This is a genomic window from Saprospiraceae bacterium (genome assembly GCA_016710235.1).
GTDB lineage: Bacteria > Bacteroidota > Bacteroidia > Chitinophagales > Saprospiraceae > Vicinibacter.
The window spans coordinates 3,169,245-3,189,960 of record JADJLG010000001.1 but is presented as its reverse complement, the minus strand read 5'-3'; the positions used below and the strand labels follow the sequence as shown (position 1 = coordinate 3,189,960).

Annotated in this window: 14 protein-coding genes; 9 read left to right on the top strand and 5 right to left on the bottom strand. The window is 36.2% G+C overall.

Translation table 11 applies throughout. The features are described 5' to 3' along the window. Positions 1–966 precede the first annotated feature (966 nt). Together IPI99_12700 and IPI99_12695 are read left to right on the top strand one after the other, a co-directional pair. On the top strand, positions 967–1,671 hold the full coding sequence (locus IPI99_12700) for a hypothetical protein (protein MBK7341374.1): 705 nt from the start codon (positions 967–969) through the stop codon (positions 1,669–1,671). 145 nt (positions 1,672–1,816) lie between these two features. Then, on the top strand, positions 1,817–3,412 hold the full coding sequence (locus tag IPI99_12695; protein ID MBK7341373.1) for a hypothetical protein: 1,596 nt from the start codon (positions 1,817–1,819) through the stop codon (positions 3,410–3,412). Between the two features lie 430 nt (positions 3,413–3,842). Here IPI99_12695 and IPI99_12690 read toward each other — a convergent pair whose 3' ends face one another. Continuing rightward, positions 3,843–4,874, bottom strand: a complete 1,032-nt coding sequence (locus IPI99_12690; protein MBK7341372.1) for a hypothetical protein — start codon at positions 4,872–4,874, stop codon at positions 3,843–3,845. Between the two features lie 76 nt (positions 4,875–4,950). Here IPI99_12690 and IPI99_12685 point away from each other — a divergent pair, with 76 nt between their 5' ends. Next, positions 4,951–6,174: an amino acid dehydrogenase gene (locus IPI99_12685; protein MBK7341371.1), complete on the top strand. Its 1,224-nt coding sequence runs from the start codon at positions 4,951–4,953 to the stop codon at positions 6,172–6,174. A gap of 60 nt (positions 6,175–6,234) precedes the next feature. Beyond that, positions 6,235–8,181 carry an OmpA family protein gene (locus tag IPI99_12680; protein ID MBK7341370.1) on the top strand — a complete coding sequence of 649 codons (1,947 nt, stop codon included), beginning with the start codon at positions 6,235–6,237 and terminating at the stop codon, positions 8,179–8,181. A 499-nt stretch (positions 8,182–8,680) separates the two neighbouring features. Here the strand turns inward: IPI99_12680 and IPI99_12675 are convergent, their stop codons facing one another. Next, entirely contained in the window at positions 8,681–9,901 is a 1,221-nt protein-coding gene (locus IPI99_12675) for a 2-oxo acid dehydrogenase subunit E2 (protein ID MBK7341369.1), read from the bottom strand. Between the two features lie 248 nt (positions 9,902–10,149). On the opposite strand from IPI99_12675, the gene recR reads away from it, so the two are divergent. From recR to IPI99_12650, 5 genes are all read left to right on the top strand, one after another. Further along, a complete protein-coding gene (recR, locus tag IPI99_12670; protein ID MBK7341368.1) occupies positions 10,150–10,776 on the top strand; it encodes a recombination protein RecR in 627 nt (208 codons plus the stop codon). Next, positions 10,773–12,695: a glycosyltransferase gene (locus tag IPI99_12665; GenBank protein MBK7341367.1), complete on the top strand. Its 1,923-nt coding sequence runs from the start codon at positions 10,773–10,775 to the stop codon at positions 12,693–12,695. The genes recR and IPI99_12665 overlap by 4 nt, the downstream gene beginning before the upstream one ends. Then, entirely contained in the window at positions 12,688–13,887 is a 1,200-nt protein-coding gene (locus IPI99_12660) for an amidohydrolase (protein ID MBK7341366.1), read from the top strand. Before IPI99_12665 ends, IPI99_12660 begins: the two co-directional genes overlap by 8 nt. 218 nt (positions 13,888–14,105) lie before the next feature. Further along, positions 14,106–15,377, top strand: a complete 1,272-nt coding sequence (locus IPI99_12655) for a sigma-54-dependent Fis family transcriptional regulator (protein MBK7341365.1) — start codon at positions 14,106–14,108, stop codon at positions 15,375–15,377. A 107-nt stretch (positions 15,378–15,484) separates the two neighbouring features. Continuing rightward, entirely contained in the window at positions 15,485–16,180 is a 696-nt protein-coding gene (locus IPI99_12650; GenBank protein ID MBK7341364.1) for a TIGR00730 family Rossman fold protein, read from the top strand. A gap of 104 nt (positions 16,181–16,284) precedes the next feature. Here IPI99_12650 and IPI99_12645 read toward each other — a convergent pair whose 3' ends face one another. The 3 genes from IPI99_12645 to recN are packed head-to-tail and all read right to left on the bottom strand — an operon-like array spanning position 16,285 to position 20,708. After that, the gene (locus IPI99_12645; GenBank protein MBK7341363.1) at positions 16,285–18,165 is read right to left on the bottom strand and encodes a hypothetical protein; all 1,881 of its coding nucleotides are present in this window, start codon (positions 18,163–18,165) and stop codon (positions 16,285–16,287) included. Positions 18,166–18,199: 34 nt separating this feature from the next. Beyond that, positions 18,200–19,012, bottom strand: a complete 813-nt coding sequence (locus IPI99_12640; protein MBK7341362.1) for an SDR family oxidoreductase — start codon at positions 19,010–19,012, stop codon at positions 18,200–18,202. 43 nt (positions 19,013–19,055) lie between these two features. Continuing rightward, entirely contained in the window at positions 19,056–20,708 is a 1,653-nt protein-coding gene (gene recN / locus IPI99_12635) for a DNA repair protein RecN (protein ID MBK7341361.1), read from the bottom strand. Between the last annotated feature and the right edge of the window lie 8 nt (positions 20,709–20,716).

Genomic DNA, 20,716 nt, shown 5'->3' with positions numbered 1-20,716 from the left:
CCTCTGCCAAACAAACTGATACAACGTCTCATGGCTTTCACCTTGCATATTTTTTCTTTTCCATTGTACTGCCAATAATTCAAGTCCGTACTTTTTCCCAGAGAGCTTTTGTTTTGTTTCCTGCTATTAAGTTTTAGTAAATTGGTTGAGCTTGCGATTTTAAGCATGGCGTTTATCTGTCTTACTTTGAGCTTTTACAACAATATATGAATTAGTACCTTGGATACGCTTGGGTGTGCTGCAGAGCAGTTCTTTTGATATAGTACTTTTGTGCTTACTTAATCATTCCGCAAGCTTTGTTTTTGACTTTCCTCTGGCAGACAGACTTTTATCTAATACCCTTGTGTTGGGATTAGCTGTTTGTACTACTTTATCATGTAGTTATCACAAAGCTGGTCCAAGCAGCTTTACCCTCTGGAGATTTCGTATCGGCTAAGCATTCACTCTAGCTCTGTAGTGAATAAACCCGTTGCCCTTTTTACTTGAACATACAAGGTTTATTATTTTCAAAAAAAAAATAACATAATAGTTTGCAAAGAAGAAAAATGTTATAGTTTTGTCTCAGTTACCTCAGTTGAGATAACCCATATTGAATACTCGGAAGGCAGAGATCATCTAAATTGTGGTAATTACGTAGAGATTAAAAATAAAATGAAAAAGAGTTGTAATACATTTTCCTAGGTTTTGTATTGCAATTTTATAATAAGTTAATCAAAAAAAGTCCACAATCACCGATCGGATAGGGCACAGGCTTCCTTATTGCTAAAGAATAAAGCAAACATGTGAAAAGACTTTTTTATTGATTAAAAATAATTATAATGAAAAATAAAAAATCTTTCAAAAAAAATAATTTTATCTATTAGCACCATTGGCTTTATTATGATTGCTGTAGTTTTTTTATTTAATTCTACTTCATGCACAAAGGAAGTTGATAAAAAGCTTGATCCTAATCAAATATTGGAAGAAATGAAATTATTTGAGCATAAGTATCAACAAAAAAATGTGGATTTGAAAATCAGAACAGATAACAACGGTCAAGAGCCCAACTGTTTTGAACCTACAAGCCTTTGTAATCCTCCTGTAAGTATTGTGAATTATGAATTGGATACACCGGCCTATGCTCCCTGTAAAGCTATTGTGAAATGTACGATACAGACCTGTTATGGAACTAATGGATTAGGACAGATTACATATTTTGTAAATTTCTATAATTTCTCCGCAACACCAAAGCCGGGACCCGACTGTCAAAATTTAATTAACTGGTGGAAGCAATTGGCTATGAGTGGAAATTACGGGCAATTGAATTCAGAAAGACGGGCTTTTATTAATGCCGCTAAAGACCAATTAGAGAAAATTAATATGCAAGAATATTTACAATTATTTGGGCAACTCTTTTTATGTTCTCAAAACAATTATATTTTGAGTAGTAAATTCTATTTGGGCTCTTGTTATAAGACCTGTTTAAGTCTTAATCCTTTTGATATGATTGATTGGTACTGTAGTGATGCCTGTTGTAAAAGAACAACCGGATGGTGTGTTGAAGCAAATGGTAACATTTATCAAGGTCCACCTAATTATTTTAATATCGGTACTTGTGACAACCCTGCTGCAGCCAGTTGTCCTGCCGGATATTTTGAAATTAGTTCCTGTTCTTTAAACTGTCAACCTTAAGCGTTTACAACAATAGGGCAGTGCTAACTCTGTCCTATTGTTTTTAAAATTTTTACTTCCAAGATGTCCATGATTTGATAGTATAAAAACCGCACATGAACGAAAATAATTATCTGTTCTTCAATAAATTAAAAATTTTATACAAATGAAAAAATTATCTTTTTTACTTTTCTTACTGATATTACAAAACAGCCTATGTCAAACATCAAAGGATGATTTTATGATGGACATCAAACCAATATGGTCACATGTAGCTTTCGATTCAGCGTTCGTAAATCATCCAAAGTACTGGGGATTTGATGGCTATAATCAATATATTTTTCCAAATGTGGTGCCTCCTATTCTATTTAAAAATTCTTATTATAATGTATTAATAAATAGAACTGAATTTTTAAATGGAGCTAAGCTTGAAAAAATTGATATGAAAACAGGAAAACTAGAATGGACATCAACATTTGATCGCACCAATTCTACTAAAAGAGAATACCCTGTATTGTCGTACATAAATTCAAATAGTCAATTAGAACTCATTTGTTTTAGAGATAATGAAGACTCTACATGGACTTTTCCATCCTGGATCAGAAGCAAATTAGTTCGTCGAGTGTATGATATTAATTCAGGACAACTTATCGAATACAAAATTGGCAGTAATCTTTTATTCTATTTGGGATTTACATACATATACCCTAACTATTCTAACCATTCGACCACTCCATATACCTATGTCGCTTGTGGAGGACAAAAGCAAGATTTTTGGACACCAATACACGGATATAATTCCTCATTAGAACTTGTAACGGCAGATACCTTTTTAAGTCCTAGAACTCTAGAATATTTTGATGCATTTGGGTACGTCCGCTTCAATGGCCGATATGATACATTGGTTTCATTAAAAAGAACGAATTCTATTAAGCCTTGGAATCCAAGTTCATTATACAATATAAAAGTGGAGTTGTACAATAACAATATCGAGTTGTTGAAAACCTATGATTTAACAGATCAACTCGAAAATATGCGAAATTATAATATGAGCATTCCCATCAATAGCAGATATAATTTTATATTGAGTAACAACGAAGAATCTTTTATCCCTACGCCTATTATTATTAATTCATTTGATTATGATGGTCGGCTTCGAGAAAAAATAAAATTGGATACCGTTTTTTCACCTGTTATAACCAATTATCAAGTTAATAAATTGAGATATCAAGACGGTTTATTAATAGTACGGAATATTTTTAATTCCGATTTATTTTTCTCCATCGAATTCTTGCAAACTGACGGTAAAGGAAATATCATACACAGGAAAACTTCTAAAATGAGAGACGATTTGTTTTTAAGTGTTTTTAATATTTATGAATTGGAAGATGGAAACTTTGTATTGAACGCCTCTTTGCGATCCAGAGAAAAGAAAGAAATATTTTCCGAAAAAAATGGAAGAAGTATAGTTTGTTTATTAAACAAAGAGGATATTATTGATACGCATGTAGGAAATAAAGATATAGAAAATAAGCTTGAGAGCCAAATTAAATTTCAGGATTATGATCATTTATATGTTGAAAGCAAAGATGTCAAATCCTTATTTCTATTTAACTCATCAGGACAACGACTGAATCCAAATTTTGTTTTATCAACTGAGAATGGAATAAGTCTTACAACTTCAAATTTAATAAGCGGAATTTATTACCTACAAATTTTACATTCGAGTGGACAATCTGAAGTTGTAAAATTTTTAAAATAATGTATTGGTATGGGTTCCATCAAACTAATGATCAGGTATAATTTGCTATAACTGTATAGGTAATTGATTTACTCTTTTCATTAGTTGAAGCTGCACAACAAATGAAAGTTTTGTTCTTTGTGAATTTTGATGGTTGTATATCCTCATGAATTTACCCAGTCGTTGGTCCTGTTATCTTCTATAACCTGTTGAATACTGTCTTTTCGATGTTGAATATAATTATCTTATATTTTTATTACACCTAGTCCACTTAGTCTATTGTTTGGGTGGAAAGGAAAAACAGCCTTTAAAACATGGATTATAGAAATCTTGAGAGACTGAAGTGTAAAAAGTATAAATTACTAAAGCACACATTTTAACTTTAGCAGTATAGCTTGGCTATTTTTCTTGGCGATATATTATGGTTGAAAATTTAAAGATTATAAAGACTTCAATATAAAATCTGTTGAAGTCTATCCGGAATATTCTCTTGAGCACAGGACAAATATTCGTCGTAGGTACAAGGAAAGAGTCGGTTTTTTACAGTGCCATCTTCTTTCATTTCCTTAATCCACCATTTTCCAGAAGTTTCCGATTTGAAAAATCTCAGTGGAGAATTAGTTCCTTTGATGTCAACGATATATTCAGACATATTCTGATTTGAATAAATATCGTCATAACTTGCGAGGGAAAAACCTTCGACAAAATACCAAACCATTTGAGCAATTAATTTGGCAGATACTTTTTTGCGGTCTTCTACACTGTTCCATGAGGAAATAATGATTGATCTTAAACGGTCACCGTTTCCAGCAAGTTTCATCATGATACATGCCTCTTCAGAGCTCAAACCACTAGGTAAACATTGAATAGCTGCCGGATGGTCTGAATGTCGAATTGAATCCAGGTCCATAAAACAAAGGTCAGCACTCCTGGTGTATGGTTCGACACCATTGTGCTTACTTCTGAACTCACTTAAGGGCACTTGAAAATAATCGTGTTCGTGGATCAGATGGAAGCCGAATTGTCGTTGTGTAGCTAAGATGTATAGGTTTCTGCAGAATATATTTTCGGGTATCAACGATAGCACTTTTCTCAAATCTGGATTTACGACAGCGGTTCTAAATGGGAAGGCTATTTCTGAGTAGACTGACTGAATTTCAGCAAGCAAATCATAACTCGCACCAATCAAAATGGGTAAGACTCCGGCATCGATAAAATCATGAACTACCTGTGCTTTTTCTCTATTGGAAATCGCAGCAAAGTTCCCTGCATCAATGATGTTAAATCTATTGACCCATTTCCAGTATAAAGCATAAAATTGATCTCTAAAGTCGTTGGCACAGGTTTCATCGCAGCCAATAATTGCTAGCTTAAATTGATCCAATTGCCAAGGAGATGCAGGAAAAAAAGTAAAAACTTCTTCAGAATCCCCATGCGTGATTTCTGTTTTGAGTATTGGGGGTTTGGTAAAATAACGAATCATAAGATATACACAAAGTTATATATGATTTTTATATATCATCTGATAGTTTGATAAAAGTTTGCAAATTTGCGCTGAAATGGAAGCAATATTGAATCAATTTTTAGAGAAAAGACCTGAAATCGTTTTTGAATGGAAAGACGCATTAACTGATGCAGAAGGTTGGTTGGTCATCAATAGTTTGAATGGCGGTGCGGCAGGAGGAGGTACTCGCATGAGGCTTGGACTCAATAAGGAGGAGGTGCTTGCACTTGCCAAAGTAATGGAGATAAAATTTAAGGTTAGTGGTCCTGGAATAGGTGGCGCAAAATCTGGTATTAACTTCAATCCTGCCGATCCGGGAAAAGCAGGTGTCTTGGAAAGATGGTACAAAGCCATTAGACCATTACTGAAAACTTATTATGGAACTGGAGGTGATCTGAATGTCGATGAATCAGCAGAGGTATTACCAATACTGGAAAATCTGGACGTCTACCACCCTCAGGAGGGTGTATTGAGAGGCCATTTTCAACTGGATACAGCAAATACAAGAAAAAGATTGGAGCAATTGTCCATTGGAACTAAACTTCCGGTAGTTACAAAAGACTATTCTCCTGATGGTAATGGAAAATATAACGTTGCAGATATGATCACCGGCTTTGGAGTTTCTGAATCAATCAGGCATTATTATGATATTTATCACGATTCTGACCTGAAAGACAAAAGAGTTGTTATTCAAGGTTGGGGAAATGTCGGATCTGCTGCAGCATATTATTTGAGCCAATGTGGAGCTACAATAGTTTGTATTCAAGATAGGGAAGGTGGATTGATCGACGAAGGGGGTATGACATTTGATCGAGTTCGCGAGTTGTTTTTAAGCAAAGCCGGAAATAAATTGAATGCACCTGATTTGATTTCTCCCGATGAAGTTCAAAAAAGGAAATTTGATTTAGGTGCTGAAGTGTTTGTTCCTGCAGCTGCCTCCCGATTGATCAGCAATGAAGAAGCCCAAAATTGGATTAACAAAAAATTAACAGTAATGAGTTGTGGAGCTAATGTGCCGTTTGATGAAAACAAGTACATTTACGGTCCAATTTGCAAAGAGCTAGACCAAAAGCTTTCTCTTATCCCCGACTTTGTAGCCAATTGTGGTATGGCGCGTGTTTTTGCAAATTTAATGAGTACTTCATTAGAAGTCGAGGAAACAACAATTTTTAAGGATGTTTCTGTGACTATTCATGAAGCACTGCGTCTTTCAAAAGTACAGTCAGAAAATCTTTTTTATATAACTAAAAGATTAATTCAGAATTATTTAAATGCGTAATAATCTAATTAATAGATTATTATGTATTTTAAATATTAATTATTTAAAAGGAAAAAAAAAATGGCTGTATTTTTGCATACTTTTGCTTGTGTATTCCAAATCATAAGTGATTTGAGAAAAAGAGTTGTATATATGAATCAGAGTAAAATAACATTCCTATTCATACTCTCCTTGTTGGCGATGACAAGGATGATCGGACAGGATACTACTGTTGTGGTCACCGGTGACGGAGTAGATGCAACTGTGTCTACGGATTCAGATCCAGTAGCTATGTGGAAATCCGGTAAAGCGAAATATCCACCAAAACCAAAAAATATGTGGGAAATTGGTCTCCATGGAGGGCATTACTTCATCGATGGTGATGTTGACCCTGCTCTTCCCGGTTATGGATTCGGTTTGCATATTAGAAAGGCTGTGCATTATGCTCTATCTCTCCGTTTAGATGTAGGCTATGATTTCGCAAAAGGATTGGATCCTCAACCTTCTGGTGACAATTTGGAGAACGAACCTGAAATATTTGCAGGCTACAACGTTGCTAATCCTTGGTTTTTCAATTATAAGACACAATATTGTTATGGTGTGATTGAGGGCGTTTTGAATATTGGAAACATTTTGTTTCATAAAGACAAGAATAAATGGAACTGGTACCTTTTCTTAGGTACTGGACTTGATATGAATAGAACTTATCACGATTTAAGAGACGCCAATGGTGCTTTATATCGTGACCTTGTAGATAAAGTACCGACATCTACTTTTAATACTCGTCAAGGAAGGTTAAATATTAAAAAAGGTCTTCGAAGTATTTATGACGGAACTTATGAGACTGAAGCTTATCAGAAAAAAGGTATTTTCCGCATTAATGATAAAGACAATATACATGTTGTATTTATTGGAGGAGTAGGTGTTTCAAGGAAAATTACAAAGAGGTTTAACGTTTCGTTGGAACATCAAATGCACGTCACTGACAACGATTATCTGGATGGCCAAAAATATCGTACAAAAGTGGACCAGACAAATCAAAATGATATGCAACATTACACCAATCTTAGATTGGCATTTAACTTGGGATCTTTCAAGAAGAGAGTGGAACCTTTGTATTGGGTTAATCCTTTTGATCCGATTTACAATGATATTTCTGAGTTAAAGCAAAGACCAGTATTTGATCTTTCCGATAGTGACCAAGATGGAGTTATAGATATGTTGGATCAAGAACAAGACACTCCGGCGGGTTCACCTGTCGATACCAGAGGTATTACTTTAGACAGCGACAATGATGGGATGGCTGATTATAAAGATGAAGAGCCATATTCACCACCGGGATACCAAGTCAATGAAAAGGGTATAGCTCAACTACCAGTTCAACCTCAGATTACAGAAGAAGAGATTGGCCGCATGATTGACAAAAAAGTAGGTAGCATGGGTACTCCATCAGGACCAGGCGGTACCACAATAATCAATAATAATAATACAACTGGAGGAACTACCAATAACCCGGGAAACACAGGTGGGGTTACGAATAATAGTGGTGGAGTAGTATATTCAGGTTCAGGTTTAAGTGATTGGTTCCTTCCAATGATTCACTTCAATTTAGATGAATACTGTGTAAAGTCACAATATTTGGGCCAATTACACAATGTTGCGCAGGTCATGATATCACATCCCGAGCTGAGCGTGACTGCATTTGGGCACACGGATGTTAGAAATTCAAATGCTTACAACAATGTGTTGTCTTACAACAGAGCGAAAGCAGCAATCGAGTACTTAGTTACAAAGTATAATTTGCCAAGAGAAAGATTCAAATTGATGTACGGTGGAGAGGAAACTCCACTTGGAAACAATAATTATATGAACAGGAGAGTGGAATTCCGAATCAGCAAACCAGAAGATGTTGATATGGGAAGACCTGAAGGACCTGAAGCAGGGGATTGCCACAAAAAGCGTATGAGAAAAGCCGGTGCAGTGAAAACTGATTCCGGAACAGATGCAGATAAGAAATCAGGATATTAATCCGGAAAAAGATAAAATTAAAGAAAAAGGCAGTTCCTTACAGGGCTGCCTTTTACTTTTTTGTTGAACACATATTAAGCTTTCAGGGATTAAAGAGAAAATCTGATTGACAACAAAATCAAAGCTTCAGCTCGGCATCGTCTTTGCTTTTTGGAGAGTAAACTTGTATATTTTTGTTTTCATTTGAATCAATATTGAAGGAATTTGACGCAACTGCAATTTGTTTGTTTAGAAAAACATCCATTCGGATCAAACTTGGCGAAAGGCTGTGAGTTTGACCATAATTTGGTTTTTAACTTAATTTCAACCTTAAGATTAGGATTTAATTGAAGAGGAAAAATAAATACATTTTATCTAAGTAGTGACCTATTGTAATTCATTACTGAGAAAATTAAATATGAAGAGTGCATGTAATTAATGAACTCTATTATAAAGTAGGGTGCCGGATTATTACAATGCCCGAAGCTTTAACTTAAAACTTAAAATTCGAAAATCAGCTTCAAAGAGCTAAACTGATTGGATTTTCTAAAATCTGTTTTAAACTTTGCAAAAACTTAGCTCCCAGGGCTCCATCAACAGCTCTGTGATCGCAGGAGAGTGTAAGCCTCATTCTATTGGATACAATGATTTGATCGGCTTTGACTGCTGGCTTTTTTACAATAGAACCAACAGCCAGAATACATGCATCCGGTGGGTTTATAATGGCTGTGAATTGGTCAACATCATACATACCCAAGTTTGAAATGGTAAAGGTGTTGCCTTGCATTTCTTCGAGTTGAAGCTTTCTTGTTTTGGCTCTTTCTGCTTTGTCGTTGATTTCATCCCGAATCTGCAATAAACTTTTCTGGTCTGTATTTCTAATCACAGGTACTATCAATCCCTCTTCGACTGCCACTGCCACTCCAATGTGGATATCATGGTGTATAACCATCTTTTCTCCCATCCAAGATACATTGACAAGGGGATTTTTTCTCAAAGCCATTGCAACTGCTTTCACAATCATGTCATTGAAGGAGATTTTGGTTTCTTGCATTCCGTTCAATTGTGTTCTTGCGATCACCGCCTGATCCATATCAACCTCTGAGGTGAGATAAAAGTGAGGTGCTGCATTTTTACTTTCACTCAGCCTTCTGGCGATGGCTTTCCTCATTTGGCTCAGTTCGATGTCTGTATCGCCACTTTTGTTATAACTTGAAGAAGCTTGGACAATTGGTGCTGAAGCTGAAGGTTTTATCTCTTCGACATCTTTTTTTACAATTCTTCCATGGTCACCTGATCCATGTATTTGATTCAAATCAATCCCTTTTTCTTTGGCTATCGACTTAGCAAGTGGTGAAGCTTTGATTCTTTGATCCGCTGGGGCTTCCGCTTTAGGGAGATCTTGAATATTGTCAACGGGTTCTTGTTTTGCACTAGTCGGCTCTTTTTCAGCAACAGCTTTATTTTTACTATCTTGGCCAGATAACAAACCGCTGATATCCTCTCCTGCTTGACCTATAATAGCAATCATACCATCTACAGGGACCACACCTTGTTGGACCGCTATATGTAGTAGAACCCCTTCTTGGAAAGCTTCGAGGTCCATTGTTGCCTTATCCGTTTCAACTTCTGCCATGACGTCACCAGGCGCAATTTTGTCTCCTACTTTCTTGTGCCAAACCCGGATTACACCTTCTTGCATGGTGTCACTCAATCTAGGCATTTTAATAATATCCGCCATTGTCTGTTTTTTTTTGCGAAATTAAAGCAAAATGCTTGAAGCTCTGGATTTTCTACTTGTAGAAATGAAACTAAGTGATCGATTTGGGTTAAAAACCAGATTTTTGGCTAAATTTAATTTTACATTTTGTGTTTTGGCTATACTTTGCATTTTTTATTAATCTGGATTTTACTCGTATCACAATTGTAAGGCACATGAATTATGCATATTAATATATTACAAAAATAAATTATTCATATTTTTATGCTATGAAATTTGGTTCTGAAATTTTGAATGAGGTAGTTGAGCAGCTGGCGACATTACCTGGTGTAGGCAGACGGTCTGCTGTAAGGATGGCCCTTCATCTGGCTACAAGATCTACTGAAAAAGTAAATCTCATGGCGTCTGCGCTCGTTAAAATGGCTTCCTCTCTCAAAACATGTAAACAATGTCATGCTTTTGCCGACAGCGATTTATGCGACATTTGTGGCAACCCCAATAGGGATAGGGGAGTGATCTGCGTAGTGGAAAGTATCAGAGACATTATTGCTATTGAGGAAACCGGACAGTTTCATGGATATTACCACATCTTAGGAGGATTGATTTCACCTTTAGACGGAATTGGCCCAAGTGATTTGAAAATATCTCAACTCATTGATCGAATCCAATCGACCAAACCAGCAGAATTGATTATGGCTATTCGGCCATCTATTGAAGGAGAAACGACAATCTATTATATTGGAAGACACCTGCCATCAGATCAGAGTATAAAAGTTTCACTTATTGCAAGAGGTATTTCTTTTGGTTCGGAGCTGGAATTTGCTGATGAAATGACCTTAAGTAGATCGATTCTTTCCCGGACACCTTATCTTATCCAGGATAATGCACTGGCGTGAGACTCTCAGTGATCATTGTCAGTTATAATGTAAAGCATTTCATAGAGTTTGCTATCCGATCAGCCATATGGGCGATGAGGAATATTTCAGGTGAAATAATTGTCATTGACAATAGTTCTACTGATGGTTCTGCGGATTTTATTAGAACTGAATTTCCTGATTTGCGATTGATCGAATCTAAGGAAAATCTGGGTTTTAGCAAAGCCAACAATATTGGGATAAGTCAATCAAAAGGAGAATATATATTATTGATGAATCCTGATACCATAGTTCCCCAAAATGCATTTTCACAATGTATTGAGTTTTTAGATGTACACCGTGAAGCAGGTGCTTTGGGACTAAAAATGATTGATGGCAGTGGAAAAGTCTTACCTGAATCAAAAAGAGGATTTCCTACACCTTGGGTTTCATTTTGTAAGATGTCAGGATTGGGAAATTTATTTCCAAATTCAAATTTATTTAATGCCTATTATCTCGGAAACAGGTCTTATGATGTTTTTCAGGAAGTGGATGTATTGAGTGGAGCTTTTATGATGCTCAGAAGGAATATTTTTAAAGAAGAGCAGGTATTGGACGAAAGGTTTTTTATGTATGGTGAAGATATAGATTTATCATATCGCATCCAACTGGCCGGGTTCAAGAATTATTATTTACCTGAACCCGTGATCATACATTTTAAAGGAGAAAGCACAAAAAAGTCGAGCCTGAATCATATTAAAACATTCCATAATGCAATGTTGCTTTTTGCGGAAAAATATTCAGATCGTACCGGGAGCGTACTCGGAAGTTGGCTGTTGAAATTGGCTGTTTGGCTAAAGGGATTATCGACTGTTTTGTTTCGCGCAGTTGATAGAGTGAAGTGGTTGGTCATGGATATTTTATTCCTCGTAAGTGGTTTTTATTTTAGTAAATTGGCTTGGTCTCATTTCTATTTTAAAAATCCTTATTATTATCAATCGTACACAGTTTGGACAGGCGCAGTTATTTTTGCATTTTCCTGGATCATCAGTTTGTTTTACAATGGGGCATATGAAAAAAGCAAGCACAGCGGACAGTTGGTTAATGCGGTAATTTCTGCATTTGTATTGCACATTTTTTTCTATGCATTGATGCCTGAGGCCTGGAGATTTTCAAGAGCCATCATGTTGCTCAGTTTTGCATGGATGACGATTTATTTGTTTCTTAGCAGAGGTTTGTTTTCCTATTTTTCGACATCAAACAGATTCTTTAGAACGAAGAAAAGAATTTTGGTTAATGGACCTGAAGGGAAGTTAAATGAAATTGCTAATGCGGTGAGTCAAGCTAATAATATAGCCTCATCAGAAATAACTAGATCCGAGAAATTAAATTATAAGCGAGATTCACTTCCTGATCAGATTAACAAAATAGATGAAGTTTTTTTTTATCCATCCGGTGAAATTTTAAAAAGTATCATTCAGTTCATGGAAGATCATCAAGATCAGATGAATTTTCGATTTGTGAGTGAGGATATGAAAAATATCATTGGGAGTGATTCAAAAAATATCAAAAGTGATCTAAGCTCTTTATTGTTTTCTTATAGGCTTGACCAAAAAATATATAAGAGGCAAAAGAGATTGTTTGATCTTGTTTTTAGCCTTTTTTTACTCTTTTTTAGCCTGCCTTTGGTGTTGGTTGTGGAAAATAAAAAGAATTTCTTTCAAAATGTAGGAAGCGTGATATTAGGTAGAAAAACATGGGTATCTTGCACTCTGGCAAATATGAAATTGTCATTATGGCCAAAATTAAGGCCGGGAATAATTGATTTAAAAAATACATTTCCCGAATATTTATCTGAAGAAAATCTGAAGCAGCTTATTGACAATTATTACAGGAATTATAGCATTTGGTTAGATTTAGACATTTGCATACGAAATGTAAAACGATTGGGAAATGAATGAACAGCAGGCAATAAGTGAAATCAAATTGTTATCAGCACATTTTGATAAGGAAATCGAATTATTGAGACAAACACTTCATAAATACCCTGAATTGTCATTTGAAGAAAAAAATACTAGTGAGAGACTTAAAGAAAAGCTGTACGCTCATCATATTGAATTCACAACAGGTTGGGCTGGTTATGGTCTGATAGCGAACTTAAATCCTGAGGCTGTAGAACCATTTTCAATTGCCATACGCGCTGATATGGACGCACTTCCCATCCATGAACAGAATAAAACTTCCTATACCTCATGCTATCCAGGGATTATGCATGCTTGTGGGCATGACGTCCATATGGCAATAGTAATGGGTGCTGCCATAGTATTAAATGAAATGCAGTTGAAGCCGGATAGAAGATTGAAAATACTTTTTCAGCCGGCTGAGGAGAAATTGCCTGGAGGTGCATTAAAAATGATTCAGCAAGGTGCATTACGGAATCCACCGGTAAGTTCCATTTTTGGATTGCATGTTGAGCCTAAAATGTCGGTAGGACATGTAGGACTGTGCAAAGGTGGCTTTATGGCTTCGAGCGATGAAATTTATATTAGGATTGTGGGAAAGGGAGGACACGCTGCTCAACCTAAAATGACAAATAATCCGATTTATGCCGCTTCCAATCTTATTCAGGAGATGCGTTCACTTCCATTGTTACATGAACCCACTGCTGATACATTACTCAGTTTCGGGCGAATGAATACCGACGGAGGTGCGACAAATATTGTTCCTGAGACCCTTACTATTGAAGGAACATTCAGGTCTTTGTCTGAAACTAAGAGATTCATTATTCACAATGAATTGAAACATGTGGCTCTGAAAGTCGAGCAAGTATTTGCAGTACAAATTGAATTAGAAATTCGGAAAGGCTACCCTTCGCTTTATAATGATCCCGAGTTGACTCAAAGATCTTTTGATGCTTGCGTTTCTTTGCTGGGTGAAGATTCGGTTCATTGGATCAATCCACGGTTGACCGCAGAAGATTTTGCTTATTACTGCCATGAAGTGCCGGCATGTTTTCTGAGGTTGGGTATAGGTAAAGATCAAGGAGTGCATCATCCGCTTTTTGATGTAGATGAGCGTTGCTTGAAAGTTGGAGTTGAAGTTTTAAGCTGGATGGTTTGCGCTGAATCCTCGTTTCAAAGGCAGAAAGCTTAATTTGCTGATTATAATACTCGAGGCCTTAGATTCTGCCAGCAAAAATACCCTGGTAAACTCATTATTTCCAAGTTTTTATATATGGATTTTAATTATATACAAATAACAATCATTTACGTATAAAAAATAATTGTTATTTATAACTACATATTAATCAAATTCTTATTTTTGCCTTCGAATTGAATGATTGTTTTGAGTTAAGAAAACTAAGCGACTAAATGGCGAGAATTCTTATTGTAGATGATGAGCAAAGTATCCGCAGAGCTTTGAAGGATATTCTAGAGATGGAAAAGTACCAGGTTGATGAAGCATCAGATGGGCTGGATTGTCTGGTAAAACTCAAGCAGAACGCATACGAAGCAATTATCTTGGATATCAAGATGCCGAAAATGGATGGAATGGAAGCGTTGGATAAGATCCAACTTTTGGCTCCAGACACTCCTGTGGTAATGATCAGTGGGCATGCGACCATTGATACAGCGGTAGAGGCAGTAAAAAAGGGAGCTTTTGATTTTATCTCTAAACCGCCGGATCTCAACAGGCTGCTGATTACTTTGCGAAATGCTATCGATAAATCATCCCTAATCACAGAGAAAAAAGTACTTCAAAGAAAAGTTTCAAAGTTTAGAACACCTGAAATCGTTGGTGAATCCCGTCAGATCATGAAAGTAAGAGAAACGATTGATCTGGTAGCTCCAACTGAAGCCAGGGTATTGATCACCGGGCCGAATGGTACAGGAAAAGAACTCGTCGCCAGATGGATTCATGAAAAAAGCAATCGTTCGAAGGGCAGTATAGTTGAAGTAAATTGTGCAGCGATTCCTTCTGAACTTATAGAAAGTGAATTGTTTGGCCATGAAAAGGGTTCTTTTACCTCTGCTGTGAAGCAAAGGCTAGGCAAATTTGAATTGGCACATGGAGGAACCTTGTTTCTGGATGAGATCGGAGATATGAGTCTTTCCGCTCAGGCCAAAGTATTAAGAGCATTGCAAGAGAATAAAATTACGAGAGTTGGTGGAGATAAGGAAATTCCCGTAGACGTTCGAGTTATTGCTGCTACGAATAAGGATTTGCGTGAAGAAATCATGAGAGGTAGATTCAGAGAGGACTTATATCACAGACTTGCAGTTATTATCATTGAAGTACCAAGCTTAAATGAAAGATTGGATGATGTGCCAGTACTGGCAGAGTATTTTGTTGAACATATTTGTCATGAATATGGTATTTCATGTAAAAAACTGGATGACGGAGCTATAGAAGAATTACAAAAATACAATTGGACTGGAAATATTCGGGAACTGAGAAATGTAGTAGAAAGATTGATTATACTGTCTAAGCAAAAAATAGGAAGAAAAGAAGTGATGGACTACGTTATTCCTGCCAGTCAACGTAATAACAAGTATAAAGAACTATTTGAGCAGTTTGATAACTTGCAGGAGTTGAATAATTTCATAAAACGTGAGTTTACTGCTTATCGGGCTGAAGTTTGAATGAATGATATAATGAATGAAAAGCCTGTTTGAAAGTATTCGGACAGGCTTTTTTCTTTACTTAATCAGTAAGAAATGTTTAGATATTAATTTTAGATTTGATGCTTATGAAATCAATGAAACAATGGGGCGAGTTGAAGGCCCAGAATAGCTGGACGATGTTTAAAGTCATCGCTGAGTTAGTGGATGGATTTGAAATTCTCAATAGAATAGGTCCTTGTATTTCTATTTTTGGTTCTGCAAGGGTGAAGGAAAATCATCCTCACTATTTGTTAGCACAGAAAATTGCTGCACGGCTCACAGAAGAAGGATTTGGTGTGATTACTGGTGGAGGACCTGGTGTGATGGAAGCAGCAAACAAAGGTGCATTTTTACAAAATGGTGTAAGTGTTGGTCTAAACATTCAACTACCCTTTGAGCAAAGTTCAAACACTTTCATAGACCCTGATAAGAATTTGCATCACCGTTATTTTTTTGTAAGAAAGGTCATGTTTGTGAAGTATAGTCAGGCTTTTATTGCGCTACCAGGAGGCTTTGGTACCTTGGATGAGCTGTTCGAGGTATTGACATTGACACAAACAGAAAAAATCAGTAGAGTACCTATTATTCTTGTAGGAACGGAGTTTTGGACTCCTCTAAAGAATTGGATTCGGGAGACAATGAGTGATCAATTTCATTATGTGTCTGATCAGGATCTTAATCTTATGCCTATTGTTGATGATCCGGAAGAAGTTGTCAAAATCATACATGATTTTTATGAAGGTGACCATGCTTCAAGACTCAGACCAAATTTAGAACTTTGACGATGCTTGAGTACCAATCATTGAATTTCTGCCATGATTTCGAATGTGAATAAGATCATAGTCAGTAACGACAGTATTGTATGTTTAGATAAACAATAATATCACTAATTATAAAATTTCCATCGGATTCCAAGTTCCAGGGAGGTGTCAAAAATTGGATAGATACTCACATAAGATGGTCTTTGCTTCACCCACAGAGCGTCCAAATGGGAACCTCTTATTTCTAATTCAAAACCGGCAACATACAAACGTGCTGACGCAATCAAATTTTCTAAGATATTGGTATTTGTGGTACTGTTTTGACGATAAAAAAATTGATCGGTCAATGGGTGAAAATAAATTCCCTGTTTATCATATCTCAAATCAGCTCTCAAAGAAAGAACGATAGGGGATTGGTTACGAAAAAAATTTTGCTTATAGTACAATTCATGCTTCGTCGACCTGTAGCTTAATTCTTGTATCGTAGTGCTAAATTGTCTCCATACAATAAAATTAATTAACCCGAAGCGTCTAAATTGAAATTTTATTTTTCCATCGCAAGAAAGGAAATATATAGGTTTGTCGGCTTGAATACTCCTTGATGATTGATCAGGAATCACTTCATTTTGCAATCGGGTGGCACCAACCGTAAGATTGTCAATCCACTTGTAATTATATCCGATTTCCACTTTTTGTCGCACAATCGGTTTGAAATTATTGTTCCAGATCAAATTACTGTTATGGGATAAAACAATTTGCTGAATTTGGGGAGCATACCCTGTAGATGATAATTCTACAAAAATTAAATGATCCTTATGGATATGAAACGATGAGCTTGCCTTAAGCTGGTAATGTCTAAAATCAGTTTGATTGAGTTGAAAATATGACGACAATATGAATCTGAAAAGACCTTGCTCAAACTCACTCTTTCCTGACAATGCTATAATTGATTTTTGGAATTTGGCTGTATCTATTTCAAACCTTTGGAAGATTTGATTTATTCCGGCTTGAAGTTTGAAATTTCGGAATAATTCAAAATTAATTTTAAGTTGGTTGCTCCAATTGGAACATTTTGTAGTTAAATGTGCGAATGAGTCTTGAAGAGGGAATAATTGATAAATTCCGGATGTGCTTTCTGGACTTAGATCTAAAAAGTCTCTATTATTTGAGTGATAAATTGAATTTAAATCAAGACTAAACTTTAGATTGATTAAACTAACTCCCTGCCTCCTCAAAAATGCGCGATAGGTATAGTCTCTGTACAATGCTTTTGCACTTCCTGAATGTACAGGAATGGATTCACGAACGTCATACCTGCTCGAATTAAAAAAGCTGTCAGATATGATACCGTTATTGTATTGTGTGGAATAATTGTTAGTCATAAAAGTGAAATGCAGCTGATATTTTTTTTGCATCACACTGAACTGCGAAGAAAATGCATTGATGATATTTTTTTGATGACTGTAATTGCCTATGTGATTGATTCTATTGTAACGTAAATTCCAGTAAATTTGATCTTGGAAGGGAATTGAAAATAAAACCCCTGTTTTCAAATTATTGATGAGTCCTGATGATGAATTACCCAATGCTGCTGATTGCTGGACATTTATTTCTGCATATGGTTTGTTTGTGAAGAAATATGTGTAATCTTCCATTTTTTGCAGATATGGACTGAAGGCAGAATTATCTTTACGATAAGCTATCGTCTTTGGAAAAGTGTATAATGCTTGGGCTGTTGGGCTTCCATAATTATTTAGGGTTGGAAAAGGAGAGGCGATCTGATGACTCATTATAAATGAATCCATTGTGTGGATTTCAAGGCTATCTTCCCCATTCATAGTTGAATAACTTAATATATGAAATGGAAGCTTTGCCAATGAGTCAGAAATGCTCAAATGTGTAGAATCTAATTCTTCTTGTCCAATAGTAACTTGAACGCTAACTGTCAGAAACAGGAGCAGAAATACAAATAATTTACTACTTACTAAGTAAGTGAGATGTTTCACTGTTTTGGATAATTGAATTGTATTATTTATCTTCTTAAGAGTTGCTTAATCCTAGAATTGCCGGATTCATTCCCATGCTGGAAAATCCTCCATCATGATATAAATTTTGCATTGTCACCATCCTGCTTAGATCTGAAAACATAAGGACACAATAGTCAGCGCATGCATCTGCAGGAGCATTTCCGAGAGGTGACATTTTATCGGCGTAGTCGAAGAATTCCTGAAATCCTTTTATGCCTGATCCCGCAGTTGTCATCGTGGGAGATTGGCTAATTGTATTGACTCTGACTTTTTTTGAACTGCCAAAATGGTATCCGAAACTTCTAGCAAATGACTCTAAAAGTGCTTTTGATTCCGCCATCTCGTTATAATCTGGAAAAACTCGCTGTGCAGCTATATAGGTTAAGGCGAGAATGGATCCACCATCATTTATAGCATCTTTTTGCCAAGCACTTTGCATGAGTTTATGAAATGAAATTGCCGAAATGTCGAATGTTTTTTGCATAAAATCATAATTGAGATCCGTATATGCCTTACCTTTTCTTACATTCAAGGACATGCCTATGGAGTGTAATATAAAATCTATTTTGCCTCCCAGTTTTTCCATGGAAGTAGTCAGTAATTGATCCAAATCTGTAACAGAAGTTGCGTCTGCTGGAATGACCTCTGCATTCAGTTTTTCTCCCAGTTCGTAAATCTTTCCGAATCTCATAGCGACAGGTGCATTTGTCAGAGTGATTTTAGCACCATGTTGGACACATTTATCAGCTACCCTCCAAGCAATAGATTGTTCATCTAAAGCACCAAATATGATACCTCTTTTGTTTTGAAGCAGTGGATTTGCCATAATTTCAGGTTTTAGTTCTACAAAAGTAAGTAAAGTTTGGATATCAGGCCCTTTCCAGCAGTTCCTGTGCGTTTAGGAGGGCTGATTTTGCAGGAGGATCGCCACTAAGCATTTTCGCCACCTCATGGATCCTTTCGACAGAACTCAAAAGTCTGATGTTAGTGCGTGTTTCGTTTTTGAGATGTTCCTTATAAACAAGGAGATGTTGGTCAGCTCTACTTGCCACTTGAGGAGAATGCGTGATGGCAATCAGTTGTATTTTTTTCGCGAGTTCTGCCAAGATATTCCCCATCTGTAAAGCAATTTGTCCCGAGACACCGGTATCTATCTCATCAAATACCATAGTACCCATTTCTTTATCTTGAGCAAGTATAGATCTGATGCTCAGGTTAAGCCGCGATAGTTCCCCTCCTGAAGCCTGATTTTTTAATGGTGCAACTGACTTACCCTTATTTGCCGTAAATAAAAATTGTACTGAACTATTTCCGGATTCATTCAAAGAAGAAAGATTCAAAACTTCAATTTCAAATCTATTGTGTTCCAATCCAAGTGATTTGCAAGATGTCTCTACGTTTTTAGCAAACTTTTTGCTTGCTGTGATCCTTTTGGCATGCAGTTTTGCGGCATTGACGGATAAAATAGATTCCTTTTTTGCAATAGATACTAACAAAACTTTTCTTTGGTCTTCAAAATCATCCAAATTTTTTATTCTTGCAGCTATATCAATTTTTATTTGCAGCAACTCGCCAATCGTTGAAACGTGATGCTTGTTCATCAAACGATTGATTTGATCCACTTTATCCATTGCAAGCTGAGTAGTTTTTGGATCAAAATCAGAATTTTCAGCAATATTTTGTAGTTCATTTCCGATTTCTCTTAATTCCATTCGTAGGGGTTCAAATCGTTCCAGTATCTCATGTACCTGCTTATGTATTTGGATGGATTTCAAAAGTTGAATACATTCTGTTAGTTTGTCGATCACACCATTGTCCTGTGAAAAAATCATTGCAACTTGTGAAGTGTTTTGTATGATTTCTTCTGATTTTGATGCTGCCTTAATAAATTCTTCCAAATCTTGAAATTCAGATTCCGAAATCGTTAGCGTTGATAACTCATTATGTTGAAAAAGTATAAATTCTTGTTCTTTCAAGCTGGTCAGACGATCGGCTTCTAGATTTTTGAGGTGTTGTAGCTCTTGTTTCCAAGCTTTGAATTCCATTTTGTATTCATCCAATAATTCTCTATTTCCAGAATATTCATCAATAATTTGAAGCTGGTGTTCTGCATCCACGATATCCAATAGATCAAACTGCTGGTAAATGGATATCATTGTCTTTGAAATATCCTGAAGAAGAGAAGCGGATATCAAACTTTCATTGATGAGTGATCTGGACTTGCCATTAGCTGAGATTTCTCTTCTCAACTCCAAGGGGTTTTGTACGTCTATGTCGCATTTTTCTGAAATCATATCAAGCGTTTTCTGGTCAAGGTTAAATCTTGCTTCTACAATACATTTTTGAGTGCCCTCCCTGACAGCTTTGACATCAGATCTGCCTCCAAGGACGAGTTGAAGGGCTCCAATCAATATTGATTTACCTGCTCCTGTTTCTCCTGTAATCACTGACATTCCATCTTTCCACTCAATGAAAAGATGCTCAATGATTGCATAGTTTTTAATCTCAATGGAGCTAAGCATTTCGAAGA

Excerpts from the sequence above, each read along its gene's own strand:
- IPI99_12700 (MBK7341374.1), top strand. The coding sequence starts at position 967 with ATGAAATTATTTGAGCATAAGTATCAACAAAAAAATGTGGATTTGAAA.
- IPI99_12695 (MBK7341373.1), top strand. The coding sequence starts at position 1,817 with ATGAAAAAATTATCTTTTTTACTTTTCTTACTGATATTACAAAACAGC.
- IPI99_12690 (MBK7341372.1), bottom strand. The coding sequence starts at position 4,874 with ATGATTCGTTATTTTACCAAACCCCCAATACTCAAAACAGAAATCACG.
- IPI99_12685 (MBK7341371.1), top strand. The coding sequence starts at position 4,951 with ATGGAAGCAATATTGAATCAATTTTTAGAGAAAAGACCTGAAATCGTT.
- IPI99_12680 (MBK7341370.1), top strand. The coding sequence starts at position 6,235 with ATGGCTGTATTTTTGCATACTTTTGCTTGTGTATTCCAAATCATAAGT.
- IPI99_12675 (MBK7341369.1), bottom strand. The coding sequence starts at position 9,901 with ATGGCGGATATTATTAAAATGCCTAGATTGAGTGACACCATGCAAGAA.
- recR (MBK7341368.1), top strand. The coding sequence starts at position 10,150 with ATGAAATTTGGTTCTGAAATTTTGAATGAGGTAGTTGAGCAGCTGGCG.
- IPI99_12660 (MBK7341366.1), top strand. The coding sequence starts at position 12,688 with ATGAATGAACAGCAGGCAATAAGTGAAATCAAATTGTTATCAGCACAT.
- IPI99_12655 (MBK7341365.1), top strand. The coding sequence starts at position 14,106 with ATGGCGAGAATTCTTATTGTAGATGATGAGCAAAGTATCCGCAGAGCT.
- IPI99_12650 (MBK7341364.1), top strand. The coding sequence starts at position 15,485 with ATGAAATCAATGAAACAATGGGGCGAGTTGAAGGCCCAGAATAGCTGG.
- IPI99_12640 (MBK7341362.1), bottom strand. The coding sequence starts at position 19,012 with ATGGCAAATCCACTGCTTCAAAACAAAAGAGGTATCATATTTGGTGCT.
- recN (MBK7341361.1), bottom strand. The coding sequence starts at position 20,708 with ATGCTTAGCTCCATTGAGATTAAAAACTATGCAATCATTGAGCATCTT.